Source organism: Soehngenia saccharolytica DSM 12858 (assembly GCF_059568515.1).
Genome location: NZ_JCANTN010000020.1, coordinates 20,420 through 36,098, shown reverse-complemented (window position 1 = coordinate 36,098; position 15,679 = coordinate 20,420). Strand labels below are relative to the sequence as shown.

The following is a 15,679-nucleotide window of genomic DNA, read 5'->3' as shown; positions in this document are numbered from 1 at the left end:
GACAGCAGGTTATTCTTAATATGCAAGAAAATCCTGCATCTTAATTTTTATCTGTTCTTAGATTTTAGAGCCTGAGGTAAACTAGCCACCCGCTAGGGCTTGCCCTTGATGGCGTGTAAAAACAATGCTACAATGCTGCGAACGAGACGGTGAAACTTTTCTGTTCTTGAGTTTTTTCGCCGTCGGTGTTAACTTAACAGCATTGTTTTGTAATGCAGTCAAGGGTGGCGACAACTACCATAAAAGTATAATTTTGCGATTTTCTAGGTTCTTATGAGCCTATTTTTTTTATCCTGTTTTTTCATAGGCTACTTTACACTATCTTTTATCCGTTACATTTTTATAATCTTGTAAATATTTTACCATAAATTGAGGCAATATATAGTCTTAATTGTATATTTTGTTTAAATATTCTATATCTTTTTTTATTTCTTCTCTAAGTTCAATTGGTTCTATTACACGTGCGTATTTTCCCATACTTAAAATCCAAGATTTAATTTCTTTATATCCTGTCATTTCAGCTTCATAAATTATTTTATCTTCATCTATGTCGGTGATTGAATAATCTTTTGAAAACCCCCTTTCTTTTACTAATTGACTAAATGGATAACTAATTTCAACTTTAAATTTTATTAATTCATCATTTATTATTCCAAATGAAGAATTTAATTTTTCATTGATATTTATTTTTTTATCTACTTTAAACCTTTCATCTAAAATAGATATTTGTTGAATCCTAGAAAGTTTGAAATATCTTAAATCCTTTCTAAGCTCACAATAGCCAAAAAAATATACAGCCAAATCATGTTCAAACACGCCATAAGGATGCACTATCCTTGTTTTTTCAGAATCAGCTTTCTTTTCTAAAGGTTTGTACTTGATCTTTAATTTTTTCTTTTTAGTAATGGCGTTGTTTATTATTTCCCAAGCTTTAAGTTCTTTTTCTTTTACTAAATTTGGCCTTACAACATTTTTTGAGAAAAATTTGATTTCTTCTAATCCTGAAGTATAGTTTAATATTTTGTACGTAAATCTTTCAAATACTGGAGCATGGGGATAGTCTTTACTTTTTATGAGCTCATTTACCATTTTTAAAGTGTCAATTTCTTCTTTAGTTATTCCAATAAAAGAAAACTCTAGTGGCATATCTAAATAATATCCTCCATCAGGGCCGCTTTTTGAACATATGTAAAACCCGCTTTTTTCTAAGTCTTCTTTGTAGGTTTTTATCATTCTTTCGCTAACTTCTAATTCTCTGGCTAAATCTTTTACTTTCATCGGGCCATTTTTGTTTAAAAGTTTTACCATGTTAATCGCATTAGATACCCTAGACATTAAACCACCTCAATTACCGTTTTTAATATATTTTCCCATTTTTGTGAGTTTTATTCACAAATCAAAATAATTTGATTTACATCTAACAATTAATAGTCTAAAATATGAACATAATACAAAATATGAGGTGATTTAATGAAGAGTTTTGAAGAAATGGTTTCTGATTATGCAAAATTGGTTGTTGAAGTTGGGATAAATGTACAGCCAAATGAGCCTCTTGTCATCACAGCTCCTGTAGAAGGCGTCGAATTTGTAAGAGAGCTCGCAAAATTTGCCTATGCAAAAAAAGCATCTGAAGTTTTTGTAAATTGGAATGATGATGTGCTCACTAGGTTAAAATATGAAAATTCTCCAATGGAAGTTTTTGAAGAATTTCCAAAGTGGAGAGCAGACATGATGGAGTACTATGCGAAAAAAGGTGCTGGTTTTATAAGCATCCATGCAGAAGATCCAAATTTATTAAAAGGAATTAATACAGAAAAAATTGCTGCAGCTAATAAGTCCTCTAGCATTGGACTAAAAGAGTTTAGAAAATATACTATGAACGACATAAATTCTTGGTGTGTTATTTCCATTCCTACTCTTAATTGGACCAAAAGTTTATTTCCTGATATGAGCGAAAAGGAAGCAATAAATAAACTTTGGGATGCTATTTTTAAAGCTACAAGAGTTGATTTAGATGATCCCGTTGCAGCTTGGAAAGAACATTTAGAGTCTCTTGAAAGAAGAATGAAGTATCTAAACGAAAAGAAATTTGTAACTCTTCATTATACTGCATCTAACGGGACGGATCTCACGGTTAAATTACCAAAAAATCATATTTGGGCTGGTGGTGGTGGGAAAAACAGCAAAGGTGTTTACTTCGTTGCCAATATGCCTACCGAAGAAGTGTTCACTATGCCTCATAAATACGGTGTGGACGGTGTTGTCTACAGTTCAAAGCCACTTAATTATTCAGGAAATTTGATTGAAGATTTCAAATTGGTTTTTGAAAATGGTAAAGTGGTCGATTTTGATGCTAGAGAAGGAAAATCTATCCTAGAAGAAATGCTCAATATGGATGAAGGTGCTAGAAGACTTGGAGAAGTGGCTTTGGTTCCATATTCTTCCCCAATTGAAAGAGCTGGCATATTATTCAAAAACACTTTGTTTGATGAAAATGCAAGTTGCCATTTTGCGCTTGGAAAAGCTTATCCAACAAATATCGAAAATGGAGTTAACATGAGCGAAAAAGAATTGGATGAAAATGGCGTTAACGATTCTTTAATACACGTCGACTTTATGGTTGGCACTAGTGATTTATCAATAGTTGGAAAAACTGAGGATGGAAATGAATATCTAATTTTTAAAGATGGAGAATGGAACATATAGGCTGCTTTTGCAGCCTATTTTATTGTGAGCTCATGTTCTTTTAAAATATACATCTTTATTAAACCACACAATACAGCAAAAGTAGTTAGCCTTATGATGTGATTAATAAATTCATTTTTTATCCAGATAGCAATGGCATTGCCTAAGTCATTTCCTATGATAATGCTAATTAAAAACAAAATGAAAATCATCCCAGTGCTGATTATGGATAAGAGTATTAATATGCTAAAAGTTTTATCTAAAATTACACCAATCATATTTTTCAATTACTGCACCTCCTACAAAAATGGCACAGGGAGAATATTTAAAAGTATCAGAATAGATACTATCAAGTGTGCAAATACCCAATATAAAGCTAATTTCATAGAACCTTTCATATCAGCTTCTGCAATCCCTACTGCCGGATATAAAGCCAACGCTAATGGAGGAGTCATGCCTTCCATTCCACCAGTTATTGCAGGTAAAATAGCCGCAACTAAAAGTGGATTTAATCCAACATTAGCTAAACTAGCGATTATTATACTCCCAAATATGGCTACTTGCGATGAACCCGGAAGAAACATGCCAAGAATCATAGTAAATATTGGAAAGAAAATTCCTAGTCCTATCTTCCCCATGTTAAATTCGTTTATAAAGACCCCTAGATTTTCTGCTAAATTTATCTCTGTAAATAGTGCTGAAAGCGAATATGCAAAATATATTGTTGCGGCGACTGGTACTATATGAGGTATTGAGTTTCTAAAAAGAGATGTTAATTTTATATCTTCTTTTGATTTGTCATATTTTGCTATGATGAATGTATATATAGCTGCTATTCCAGGTGCAAAGAGAATAACTGAATTTGAGAAAGCTTTTGCTCCGTCTTCGCCTAATCTTGATGTGATAAAAGTTTCACCCAGCGTGAAATCAACTAGAAATGGTGCAAATATTAAAATTGGTATTATCAATGCTTTCCATCCCTTTTTAAAGGATTCTTTTATGCTCGGAATGTCTTTTTTGTCTAGTGCATCTACTTTATACTTTCTGCATAAAATATATAATAATACTAATCTTTGTATAACAAACCAAATCCCAACTCCCCAAACTGCAATCCAAAAGTTTGAAAGACTAAATTTACCTGGAAAAAGTGCATCCAATGCGCCAAACGCTAAAAGAATTGTTCCAGATGGCGGAAGAATAGGACCCAGCGAACTAGCTGACATCTCTACAGTTGCCGCTAACTCTCTTGGAAAATTAGATTTTATCATGGCAGGGATAGTAAACACACCATCTGCTACTACATTTCCAGGTCCAGTCCCCGACAAAGATGCCATAAATGTGCTAGATATTAAACTTGCATATCCTGCCCCACCTTTAAACCTTCCAACTATAGAAAGTATAAAATCCACTATATCCTCTATCACTTTAGTTTCACTAAAAATATACGCCAGTGCTAGAAATTCAACAATTGCAAAAAACAACGTATTAGTAGATGGTTCTATCAAATATTTACCTAAATTGTTAATGTTTCCTGTAATGGCTGAAAGTAAAACCAGCCCAATAAACATAGCTTCATATATAGGCCTTTTAAACCCCACAAACACTACGCTTATCACTGCTAGCAATATGATTATATATAATATTTCAACAGGCATAAAATCACCTCTTATCCCTGTTATATGCTAAAAGAACTAATTTTTCTATCAGATCATCATATTTGATCCCCGATTTTTCAGCCATTTTGGGAAAATCGCTATATCCAGGTTCAAGTCCAGGCAGTGTGTTTATCTCAATGAAGTACGGGTTATTATACCTATCTAATCTCACATCTGCTCTAGCATAATCCCTAAGCTCTAATGCTCTAAACGCTTTTTTGGCATAATCTTTTAATTTTAATTCTAGCTCTTCGTCAATATTGGCTGGACATTCAAACCCTGCTGCATCCTTAGCTTTTATGCTTACCGTCATGAAATTAGTTTCCATTTTGGAATAAATTACTTCTAGGATTTCAAATACTTTTAATTCCTTATCTCCGATAATCCCAATAGTGAATTCTCTGCCACCCACATATTCCTCTACTAAAGCTGGTTGATTAAAAGTATTTATTACTTCTCTTACCTTTTCATACAAAGTTTTTTCATTATATACAACGCTTTTCTCGTCGATGCCAAGGCTTGAACCCTCATGCTCAGGTTTTACTATGAGTGGAAATCTCAAATTTCCGTCTAATTTCATATCAGCATTATAGAACAATTGCGAATTTGGAGTAGGAATCCCCATTTTGCGAAATAGCACTTTGCTAATTTCTTTGTGAAGTCCAAATATATGGCTTGACAAGCCACTTCCAACAAAAGGTATGTCAAGTAATTCAAGCATGGCAACTACATTGGCTTGTTCTTTCTTGTTTTTAATACCAGTACATGCATTAAAAATAACATCTATATTTTTTTCTTTTATCTTTGTCAGCATGTCAATATCAGCAGGTATCATCACAACTTCGTGACCTTTATTTTCTAGTGCTGATTTTATGGCCTCTACGGTTTTGTTTATTTGAATGTTGCCGTGAGGATCAAACAGACTATTTCTTTTATTCGTATCTGTGTATACTAAGCCAACTCTCATTTAAAGTCCCCCTAACTCATTTTCATACTCCAATCGACAAAATTGTCAACTACTTTATCTAAATATTTAATAGTTCTTTCGTCAATAAGCTCTCCACTTTCATTGAATAAATTTTGTACATTTGGTATGAGAACTAAATTGGCTGGTAGTACATATGAGTTTAATCCTGGTGAATTCAAAACAGTTCTTAAATCCATTTGGCTCCTCGCAGTACCCACATTTCCATTTGACGCTCCGACTATAAATACTGGTTTTTTAGATAATACTCTATCTACTCTTGAACACCAGTCAAGCGCATTTTTTAATCCTCCTGGTATAGAATGGTTGTATTCAGGACTTACAATTAAAACTCCTTCAGCTTTTTTTATTTTGTCTTTGAAATTAACAACCTCAATCGGTGGATTGTTTTCAATGTCTTCATTGAAAATTGGCAAATCAGGTGTTAAAATTTCGATGTTTAATTTATCTTTGTATCTTTCTTTCATAAATTTTGCAATTTTTAAATTATATGATTCTTTTCTCAAACTTCCAACAATAGCTACAATATCCATGGTAAGTCCTCCTTTTTTCATACATTTACCCAAAAAAATGAAATAGCACCAATTAATTGGTGCTATTTCATATCCTCCTCACTTGCTTCTTCCAACAAGTCTATGACATAATTTGGAAGAGCAAAAGCTCCTTTATGGAGTAAAGAATTATAATATTTCGTTTTAATACCAAATTTTTCCCATTCATCTATTTTATGGTCTTTTATAGGGTCTAATGTTTTACTTGCAAATCCAAAGAGCCAGTGTCCACTAGCATATGTAGGCATATGAAATTGGTACACTTTACATATTTCAAATATTCCCTTTAACTTTGCATGAGCTTTTTTCATTTCTTTTGCAGTATTTGGGAAATATGGACTTTCATGTTGATTAACCAATATACCATTCTCATTCAACGCTTTATGACAATTTCTATAAAATTCTTTAGTAAAAAGCCCTTCTCCAGGTCCTATTGGGTCAGTAGAATCCACTAAAATCAAATCATAAAAATTTTCCTTGTCCTTGACGAATTCAACTCCATCTGTATAAAAAGCTTCAACCCTCTCGTCGTCTAATTTGCAAGCTGTTTGAGGAAGGTAATTTTTACATAGTTCAACAACTCTTTCATCTATTTCAACATGATGTATCAACTCAATATGTTGGTATCTAGTTAACTCTCTTATAGTTCCTCCATCTCCGCCACCTATGACCAATACTTTTTTTATTTGTGGATTTACTGCCAAAGGAACATGGGTTATCATTTCATGGTATATAAATTCATCTTTTTCATTTACCATCATGTATCCATCTAATGTAAAAAATCTTCCAAAATCATATGAATCAAAAAATGCTATGTCTTGATATTTAGTTTTCTCACTGTATATTTCATTCTTTACTTTTATCGTCAAGCCACAGCTTTGAGAGTATTTCTCTGTAAACCACAGTTCCATTTTTCTACCTCCTAATAGTTTTTCCCATAATATATTTCATGCATTTCCATATTTAGTTTGTAAAGTATGTCTTCTTTTTCGTCTTCTGTTAAATCTTTTTCACTCTTTTCAAATAGATAATTATCCAGCACTAAGTCTTTGATTAACATCTTAGTATGAAATATATTTTCTTCATATATGTTTATGTCAATCATATTGTATTTGTCCTTGTTCTCTTGGGATATAAAATCTTGTATGGAGTTGATATCATGATCTTTAAAAAGTTTTCGCCCATCAATATCCCTTGTAAAACCTCTTATTTTATAATCGCAAATGACAATATCTGAATCAAACTTATCAAATAAATAATTCAAAGCTTTTAGTGGAGATATCTTCCCGCAAGTAGAAACATCTAGGTCCACTCTAAAAGTCATTATCCCTTTATCAGGATGATACTCAGGATAAGTATGAACACTAATGTGACTTTTATCCATATGAGCAATTACATTTGTATAATCTAAACAAATTTCTCCTTTATTGCATGAAGGATCAATTAGAGTGTCATCTAATTTTTCTTCAGTAATAAGAAAGTTGACGCTCGCTCCTTGGGGTTGATAATCTTGCTTTGAAATACTTAATATATTAGCACCTATTATATTAGTAATTTCAATTAATATATTTGTCAATCTTGTTGAATTGTATTGTTCGTCAATATATTCAATGTATTTTTTCTTATCTTCTTCTGAAACTGCGTAACAAACATCATAGATATTAAAGCTCAAGCTCTTTGTCAAATTGTTAAACCCGTATAACCTTATTTTTCCCATTTTTCAACCCTTTCATTCTATTATTTTTAGTATGTCTTTTGGCTTATAGAAAATATAGTCTACATCGTATTTTCCTAATTCTTCTAAATCTCTATACCCCCATGTGACAATTCCGCTTTTCATGTTTGCATTTTTTGCAGTCATTATGTCCACTTCACTATCTCCAATGTAAATTATCTCTTTAGGTGATAATCCCATTGCCTGTGCTATCTCTAAACTGGTTTTGGGATCAGGTTTTCTTTTTATCCCTTCTCTGTCTCCATAAACACCAATAAAATTGATATCTGAAAAAAATTTGTCAACTAAGTTTTTTGTAAAGATATCCTTTTTATTTGAATTTACAGCCATCTTTATGTCATTGTCTTGTAAAACTTTTAATACATTTAAAATACCCTCAAATGGCTTAGTCTTATTCATATAATTTTTATCGTATTCTCTTGTGAAAAGTTCTAATGCTTTATCCACAGTGCTTTCATCTGCTTCTTTTGGTAAACTGTTCCTTACGAGATTTTTAAAGCCATTCCCTAAAAATCCTTTGTATTCCTCATATTCATGAATGGGATATCCGAATTTTTCTAAAACAATATTCATGCTGTCAGCTATATCGTATATCGTGTCTAAAATTGTTCCATCTAAATCAAATATTATACCATTTATTTTGTACATAGCAATACCTATCCTCTCGCATTAAGTTTTTTAATAAATTTATAATCTTTATCAATTGATATGATGTTTATGCTTCCATTTGCTGCCATAAATTTATTAAAATACTCATCACTGTCAAACACCCATGAAAATGCTAATTTTATTATCCCTTCATGAGTAATTACCAATGAGTTTTCACCATTTTTAATTATATTCTCTAAAAAATCAACAACTCTTTGATATGTCATTTTTAAACTTTCCCCATTTGGAATCTGGTAATTTTTAATGTCGCTTATCCATTTTTTACCTTCTTCAGGGTAAACTCTCATAAATTCTTCATATCCTAATCCTTTGAATATGCCAAAATCTATTTCTCTTACTCTGCTTTCCAATGATCCATTTATTCCTAAAATTTCGCTAGTCTGAATCGTCCTTTTCAATGGACTGATGTAGACATCTTTAAAATCAAGCTCTGCTACTAATGGCTTAATCATCTCTATTTGCTTTTTCCCATTTTGGGTAAGTAGTGCATCGTCATTACTTAAGACTCTCTTAATATTATCTTCTGATTCCCCATGTCTAATTAAAATTATATCCATTGCGATATCCCCCAATATGCCAAAAGAGAGATCATCTCTCCTAATTCTATTGTTGCGCCGTTTATATCCCCAGTGATTCCACCTATTTTTCTATCAGCCCATTTTGCAAATGTTAAATTAAGCAGTACAGTGGCTAAAAGAGGTATTATATTATATATGTTTTCAATTAAAATAAATAAAACATACACTGCCGTGCTTACTATTACTTTGTTTGAGGGTTTACTATTGTAAAATAAAAATCCCAATCCCTCGTTTTTTGCACATTTTTTATGTGCAATATTCATGCTAGTTGCAAGTCTTGAATTGCCCATGGAAAAAATTATTGCAGCGTTTATATTTTTTGTTATTCTATATATCAATAATATCTTACCCAATACAACAAAAATTATAGCAATCGTCCCAAAAGTCCCGATTCTACTGTCTTTCATTATTTCTATGGTCTTTTCTTTATTTCTGTTAGAAAGAAATCCATCAAATGTATCAGAAAGCCCATCTATGTGAAGTCCCCCTGTTAAAATCATCATGATTGCTACAGTTAAAAAACTTGCTATCAATCTATCATATTGAACTATTAGATTAAAAAAAATTGCAGATATAAGCCCCAAAGTCAATCCGACAAGCGGCATAAAAAAAACACTATATGAAATGTTTTCTTTCGTAAAGTCTACATTCTTCTTAACAGGGAGTCTCGAAAAAAATTCAAATGCCAGTATCAACCCATTTATCATTTTAGTTTCACTTCTATTCCACAAATTACTATATACACTTCATCAGAAATACTCGCTAAGCTCTGATTTACTCTGCCTTGTATATCTCTGAATACTCTTGAAATATGATGATGTGGTACAATTGAATCTCCTAGTTCATTTGTCACTAAAATTAAATTTTTGTTTTCTTTTCTAATATTTGAAATGAGATTATCCAATTGTTTTAAAATTTCTTCTTCAATCTTATTTTGCAAATTATCGTCAATACAATCAATACCTTTTGATAGATCAAACATTATATTAGATGATAAGTTTGTAACACAATCTAAAATATAATTGTTTTCCTCTCCTAGAGCATTTTGTAGATCATAGTAGGCTTCAAAAGTTCTCCATGAACTCGGCCTTGAATTTTTATGATGTTTTACTCTATCAGCCATTTCGCTATCTTCTACTTTTGCAGTCGCAATATAAACTACATCGTCTTTCTCTAATAATCTATTTTGTGCAAAATTGCTCTTCCCACTGCGAGCTCCACCAGTCACCAATGTAATCATTCTATATCTCCTCGTCTTTGCTTATATCTACTAGAAGTTCTTTTTCTATTTCTGCTTCTTCGAATGTAGCCATGTTATTTAAAGTGTATATTGATGTGTCTATTATTTGAAAAGCTAATGGGCAACCTGTCCCTTCGCCAAGTCTCATAGATAAATCAAGCATTGGTTTGAGGCCAATTTCATTGAATACAAATTTAGCGCCTGGCTCTTTTGACAAATGAGATGGTATTATATAGTCTTTTACCCTTTTGTCAAGTTTTATAGCACATAACGCAGCAGCTTGTGATATAAAGCCATCCATAACTACGGGCTTACTGTTTTTAGCTCCAGATAGATAAACTCCTACAAGCCCAGCTATGTCTAGTCCACCTACTTTGGATATCACATCTATTGCGTCGTCTTTGTTTGGCTTGTGTAATTCAATAGCCTTTAAAATTGCATTTTTCTTTAAAATTAACTGTTCATCAGTAATTCCTGCACCTTTTCCAACAATATCATCTATATTAAAATCAGTGATAGCTTTGATTATCGCTGCAGAAGTAGTAGTGTTGCCAATCCCTACTTCACCAGCTCCCAATATTTTATATCCTCTATTAAATAATTCGTCTGCAATTTCTATTCCAGTTTCTATAGCTTTTATAGTCTCATCATAGGTCATAGCAGGAGCTTTAGTGAAGTTATTTGTGCCATATCTAATCTTTCTATTTATGATTTTCTCTTCTTTTACATCTCCATTTATCCCTATATCTACTACTATAACATCAGCATTTGCGGCCTTAGACATTACACTTACCCCAGTCATTCCAATAGCCATTTTTTCAGCTAAAATTCTAGTGAATACTTGTGGAGAAGAAGTCACATTTTCTTCTATAACGCCGTTGTCACTAGCCATGACTACTACAGCTCTTTTATCTATGTTAAAATCTGTAGTCCTGTAAATGCCAGATAATCTGATAGTGATTTCTTCCATTAAACCAAGGCTTCCTATCGGCTTTACTAGAGAATCCCAACGTTGTTTGGTTTTATTCATAGCTTCCAAATCTAGTGCATTAATTGAATTTAAGCTGCTTTTTATTTTTTCCATAATTCCCTCCAAAAATGGTTATTCTCTGCCGATAGCTCTCTTAAACATTTTATTTATGACAGTTCCGACAAAATATATCCCTGGATAGGGATCAGACCATGACCATGTAGAATGTACTTTCTTAAAAGTATTATCTCTTATAATATCTCCTATGGTCATCTGTCCTGTTTTTAGATAGTTTCTAATTGCAAATATATCTTCATACATGTAATGGAAAACATATCCCGTTTCATATTCTATGCTCTTAGGCTCAGGTAGTTTGTCAGTCATCTCCAAATATGCAATGTATGGAAAATTCAATCCCGCTTTATACAACATTTCATTGAAATTTATAGTTCTTACATTAACTTCAATTAAATAAATTTTTCCAGTATTTACGTCTCTTTTCAATTCACATTCCGCAAATCCTTTAAAACCGATCCCTTCTAAAAATGGCTTGCATATTTCATGCAATTCAGGTATCCAAGTTTGTTTAGCATATGTTGATGCACCAAAATTATTCGGCCATTGCCTGATTTTATATGCTGCAGTATAGTGAGTGACCTTTGAATCCTGATTTAAATAGGCATCATAACAATAGCAATTTTTTTCAGGACCTGGGATTATTCTCTGAATTGTTATTCCATGTCCATCTTTATGTATCATGTTTACTTTTTCAATGAGTTCTTCTTCTGAATTAATAATGAATACTTTCCTTCTATATGCTTTTACGAACGATGCCGAATCCATAGGTTTTATGATGCAAGGATACTTGATTTCTTCTCTTACTCTTTCTACTAAATTTTCATCTTTTGAATTAATTGTTTCGGGCACTAAGACTCCATGCTTTTTAGCCAATAAACTCATTGTGTATTTATTCATCACTTCTGTCCAAAATCCTTTTCTATCCATAGGAAAAAGATAATACTCTCTGAGCTCATCAAAATAATTATCTATAAATTCGACATAAGGATCGGCTCCAGGGTAAAGAACTGGTTTAGCTTCTTGATTCTTTGAATATTCTATTAAAAAATCAAGCAATCCCTCAGGATTTTCTTTATAATGTGGTGCTAAATGTTTTTCACTTAAATATTTAGATTTTGCGCCATAACGACTTTCTTCGCTATAATCAACCGCAACTACATGAACTCCCTCTCTACCCAAACATCTTATTATACTCAATCCTACATAGTAATTTGTACCTAAGACTACAGCCTTATTCTTCATCACTTTACACCCCGCATGTGTTTTACTTATGTTTAATTGTTATGTAATATATTATAACATTTTAATAATAAAAAAACTCATAAAAATAAACTCCTTAAAGGAGCTATATGTTTATTTTACCTTTCAACAATTTATACAATATACTAGCAGCTATTGCTCCAAATAGTCCTTGCACAATGTTTGCTGGTAAATTTATTAATGAAGGATTAAATCCAAACATAAATATCTCAGCAATAAAGTATCCACCAGCCATTATTAGTCCACCTATAGATGATGGTATGATTGGATATTTCCTTCCTAAATCTGTTTCAAAAATCACTCCTGCTACATATCCTTCAATTCCTTTTACAATCAATGTAACTGGCGCAAACACACTATAACCCAACAACAAATCAGCAAGTGCCGATCCAACACCCCCAACGAGGAATCCTGCTTTCTTTCCAAAGAAAAATGCTGCGATAAAAATCACCATATCTCCTAAGTTTATGTAACCAGTTTGAGCAGGAGATGGAATGTGAATTACCATTGTCATGACTACTGTTAAAGCCATCAATACTCCATATGAAACCAATTTTTTAGTGTTATTCATATAATACCTCCAATGTGTATTGTTACGGTTTGTTATATAGCCGTACTGTATCTATATATACAATAACACTATTCAATCTAAAAATCAATATCTATAACCATTTTTTGCTCTTTAAATATTTAATCATAGCAGCTGTTATTATTATGCTTACAATCCAGAATCCAAGATATCCATATCTCCATTTAAGTTCTGGAAAGTAGATAAAATTCATTCCATAAACACCGGCCAAAAATGTCAGGGGTATGAAAATAGTGGAGAATATTGTCAGTATTTTCATTACTTCATTAGTTTTAGAGCTGATACTTGATAGATATATGTCCATCATACCATATATGGTATCTCTGTAAGTTTCAATTAATTCAATTACTTGGATTGAATGGTCGTAGATATCTCTAAAATAATAAGATGTTTTTTGATCTATTAGTTTTACTTCTCCTCTAGAAAGAGTATTGGCGATATCTCTTACTGGCCATACGGTATTTCTAAAAAAGACTATTTGTCTTTTCAAGGAATAAATTCTATTCAATATTTCCTTGCCAGGGTCATCCATTAATTCATTTTCTGCTTTGTCAATCTCTTCGCTTAAAGTTTCCATAATGTCGAAATATCCATCAACTATATAGTCGACTAAAGCATATGTCAAATCATCTGATCCTAAAGCTCTGACATAAGCTCCTTCTTTAAGGCGTTTTTTTATGGATTTGAATGCATCTTCGCCGTATTCTTGGAATGTTATTACCATATCCTCTTTAATTATTATTGAGATTTGTTTAGCATCTATTTCTATATCTTCTAACAAATACAACTTCTTAATTACTAAAAATAATGAGTCGTCGTATTCTTCCAGTTTTGTTCGTTGTCTTGTATTCAGTATATCTTCTAGTATCAATTTGTGGATTCTAAGCCTTTGCCCTATTTCCTCAATTGAATGAACATTAGCCAACCCTATAACATCAAGCCATTTTATGCCTAAATTTTCTTCCTTGACAAATTCATCAATTGAATTTATTTCTTTTTGAATTATTTTATCTTTATTGTAAGTAGTAAGAATCAATTTTTGAATTTCATCTGTTTGATTTCCAGTATAGATAAGTGTTCCAGGTGGTTGTTGCTTTTTCTTATAATAATTCTTTTTCGAGCTCATCATTTTCCTCCATAAAAAAAGAGTAGATTATATCTACTCCTGATTATATCATATATTATTCTCTTGTAATTAAAGCTTTTTCTTCTGCTTTTTGGATTTGTGTGCTTATCTGTAAGTTCAATTCAATTCCTTCATTTCTAATCAACATAAAAGCTGCCAAACTAGCTAGAAAATCTGATATAGGATATGCTAACCATACTCCCAGGCTCCCTAAATTCAAGCCCTTAGCTAATAGTATTGATATAGGAAGCATAATTACTAATTGTCTCAATACTGCTGTCGCAAGTGATGTCTTAGCTTTTCCCATTGCTTGAAAATAAAATATAGATACATAATATACACTAAGTAATGGAAATGCTGAAATCATAATTCTAAATGCAAAAGCTGCATCTTTTATTATCTTTTCATCTTGTATAAATAACTTGATCATGTTTGGTGCAAATATCAAAGACAATATCCAAAGTGCTGTTGATGCTACTAGTGAAAATACAATCGTCTTCGTCATTAGATTTTTAAGTCTCTTTAACTTATTAGCGCCTAGATTATAAGCTGCTATTGGCTGCATCGCTTGTGCAATTCCAAATATAGGAATGAACAAGAACATATACACTTTAGAAACTATACCTAATATAACTAACCCTTCATCTCCAATTGCACTTGTCAATAAACTGCTTAAATTTCCCATGAGTATCCCATCTTCTGCCTCAATGACAAATGATGAAATTCCAACTAAAAGTATTGGCAAAATATACGATGCATTTATGTTGAATTTAAGAGATATGCCATATTCTTTTTTCATTTCTTGGAATTTATAAAATGCGTAAATAAATCCCACTATTTGCGATAATGCTGTCGCTATGGCTGCACCAGTAATTCCAAGGTTGTAACCGTTAACTAATATAAAGTCTAATATTATATTTGTTAAAGCTCCTAAACTCGTACTTACAATGGATACTCTTGTATTTCCCAGAGCTATCATCGTGTGTGAGATGTAGACTGTAAGCCCCAAAAATACAACTCCAAATACAATTATTCCTAAATATGTAGAAGCTAATGCTTCTACTGTATCTCCCGCTCCAATTATTCCTATGATGTTTTGCTTAAAAAGCAAGACTAATAATACTAAAGGTATCATTACTGCAAATATCATGGAAAATCCAGTATTCAGAACTTCTTTTGCTTTTTTGTAGTCACGTTCTCCATTGTGCCTTGAAAAAGAAGTCATTGAACCTACTGCAATCATAACACTTAATGCTACCATTACTCTTTGAAATGGAAAAACAGCAATTATTGCTGCTATCCCGTCTCCTCCTACAGTTCTTCCGACGAAGAATGTATCAACCATGTTATATAATTCATTAACGAGCATTGATATGATTACTGGAATCGAAAACTTTATCAACAACTTTGATATCTTTTCTTCTCCAAATTCTTTACTGCTCATACTAAAACCCCCATTTGATATATATATTTTATCATTTTGGGGATTTTAAGTAATTGACTGGATTGTCCTCTTTATTGGATTATATTAGGTTGTTCTAAATTGTCTAAATTTTAA

At 32.0% G+C, this 15,679-nt stretch carries 17 protein-coding genes; 1 reads left to right on the top strand and 16 read right to left on the bottom strand.

The window, feature by feature from the left end; translation table 11 throughout:
* Positions 1 to 387 precede the first annotated feature (387 nt).
* Positions 388 to 1,335 (bottom strand): helix-turn-helix transcriptional regulator, encoded by a 948-nt coding sequence (locus tag BO51_RS06760; RefSeq protein ID WP_496485180.1) that lies wholly within the window; start codon positions 1,333 to 1,335, stop codon positions 388 to 390.
* Between the two features lie 135 nt (positions 1,336 to 1,470).
* On the opposite strand from BO51_RS06760, the gene BO51_RS06755 reads away from it, so the two are divergent.
* Positions 1,471 to 2,706, top strand: a complete 1,236-nt coding sequence (locus BO51_RS06755) for an aminopeptidase (protein WP_496485178.1) — start codon at positions 1,471 to 1,473, stop codon at positions 2,704 to 2,706.
* Positions 2,707 to 2,720: 14 nt separating this feature from the next.
* Here the strand turns inward: BO51_RS06755 and BO51_RS06750 are convergent, their stop codons facing one another.
* From BO51_RS06750 to BO51_RS06680, 15 genes are all read right to left on the bottom strand, one after another.
* Positions 2,721 to 2,972, bottom strand: coding sequence for a hypothetical protein (locus BO51_RS06750; protein WP_496485177.1), 252 nt, complete (start codon positions 2,970 to 2,972; stop codon positions 2,721 to 2,723).
* A gap of 12 nt (positions 2,973 to 2,984) precedes the next feature.
* Positions 2,985 to 4,340, bottom strand: a complete 1,356-nt coding sequence (locus tag BO51_RS06745; protein WP_496485176.1) for a TRAP transporter large permease subunit — start codon at positions 4,338 to 4,340, stop codon at positions 2,985 to 2,987.
* A gap of 4 nt (positions 4,341 to 4,344) precedes the next feature.
* The gene (locus BO51_RS06740; RefSeq protein WP_496485175.1) at positions 4,345 to 5,307 is read right to left on the bottom strand and encodes a D-alanine--D-alanine ligase family protein; all 963 of its coding nucleotides are present in this window, start codon (positions 5,305 to 5,307) and stop codon (positions 4,345 to 4,347) included.
* Positions 5,308 to 5,318: 11 nt separating this feature from the next.
* Positions 5,319 to 5,858 carry an NADPH-dependent FMN reductase gene (locus BO51_RS06735; RefSeq protein WP_496485173.1) on the bottom strand — a complete coding sequence of 180 codons (540 nt, stop codon included), beginning with the start codon at positions 5,856 to 5,858 and terminating at the stop codon, positions 5,319 to 5,321.
* Positions 5,859 to 5,920: 62 nt separating this feature from the next.
* Positions 5,921 to 6,787: a polyamine aminopropyltransferase gene (gene speE, locus BO51_RS06730; RefSeq protein ID WP_496485171.1), complete on the bottom strand. Its 867-nt coding sequence runs from the start codon at positions 6,785 to 6,787 to the stop codon at positions 5,921 to 5,923.
* 11 nt (positions 6,788 to 6,798) lie between these two features.
* Positions 6,799 to 7,593 carry an adenosylmethionine decarboxylase gene (gene speD, locus BO51_RS06725; protein WP_496485170.1) on the bottom strand — a complete coding sequence of 265 codons (795 nt, stop codon included), beginning with the start codon at positions 7,591 to 7,593 and terminating at the stop codon, positions 6,799 to 6,801.
* Positions 7,594 to 7,605: 12 nt separating this feature from the next.
* On the bottom strand, positions 7,606 to 8,259 hold the full coding sequence (locus tag BO51_RS06720) for an HAD family hydrolase (RefSeq protein WP_496485168.1): 654 nt from the start codon (positions 8,257 to 8,259) through the stop codon (positions 7,606 to 7,608).
* A gap of 8 nt (positions 8,260 to 8,267) precedes the next feature.
* A complete protein-coding gene (locus BO51_RS06715; protein WP_496485167.1) occupies positions 8,268 to 8,837 on the bottom strand; it encodes a histidine phosphatase family protein in 570 nt (189 codons plus the stop codon).
* On the bottom strand, positions 8,828 to 9,565 hold the full coding sequence (gene cobS / locus BO51_RS06710; protein WP_496485166.1) for an adenosylcobinamide-GDP ribazoletransferase: 738 nt from the start codon (positions 9,563 to 9,565) through the stop codon (positions 8,828 to 8,830). The genes BO51_RS06715 and cobS overlap by 10 nt, the downstream gene beginning before the upstream one ends.
* On the bottom strand, positions 9,562 to 10,098 hold the full coding sequence (gene cobU, locus BO51_RS06705; protein WP_496485165.1) for a bifunctional adenosylcobinamide kinase/adenosylcobinamide-phosphate guanylyltransferase: 537 nt from the start codon (positions 10,096 to 10,098) through the stop codon (positions 9,562 to 9,564). Before cobU ends, cobS begins: the two co-directional genes overlap by 4 nt.
* Before the next feature lies 1 nt (position 10,099).
* On the bottom strand, positions 10,100 to 11,182 hold the full coding sequence (cobT, locus tag BO51_RS06700) for a nicotinate-nucleotide--dimethylbenzimidazole phosphoribosyltransferase (protein ID WP_496485164.1): 1,083 nt from the start codon (positions 11,180 to 11,182) through the stop codon (positions 10,100 to 10,102).
* A gap of 18 nt (positions 11,183 to 11,200) precedes the next feature.
* Entirely contained in the window at positions 11,201 to 12,388 is a 1,188-nt protein-coding gene (locus tag BO51_RS06695) for a carboxylate--amine ligase (protein ID WP_496485162.1), read from the bottom strand.
* Between the two features lie 103 nt (positions 12,389 to 12,491).
* Positions 12,492 to 12,977 carry an ECF transporter S component gene (locus BO51_RS06690; RefSeq protein ID WP_496485161.1) on the bottom strand — a complete coding sequence of 162 codons (486 nt, stop codon included), beginning with the start codon at positions 12,975 to 12,977 and terminating at the stop codon, positions 12,492 to 12,494.
* Positions 12,978 to 13,068: 91 nt separating this feature from the next.
* The gene (gene corA, locus BO51_RS06685) at positions 13,069 to 14,121 is read right to left on the bottom strand and encodes a magnesium/cobalt transporter CorA (RefSeq protein WP_496485159.1); all 1,053 of its coding nucleotides are present in this window, start codon (positions 14,119 to 14,121) and stop codon (positions 13,069 to 13,071) included.
* A 55-nt stretch (positions 14,122 to 14,176) separates the two neighbouring features.
* Positions 14,177 to 15,565: an MATE family efflux transporter gene (locus BO51_RS06680; protein ID WP_496485157.1), complete on the bottom strand. Its 1,389-nt coding sequence runs from the start codon at positions 15,563 to 15,565 to the stop codon at positions 14,177 to 14,179.
* Positions 15,566 to 15,679: the final 114 nt, after the last annotated feature.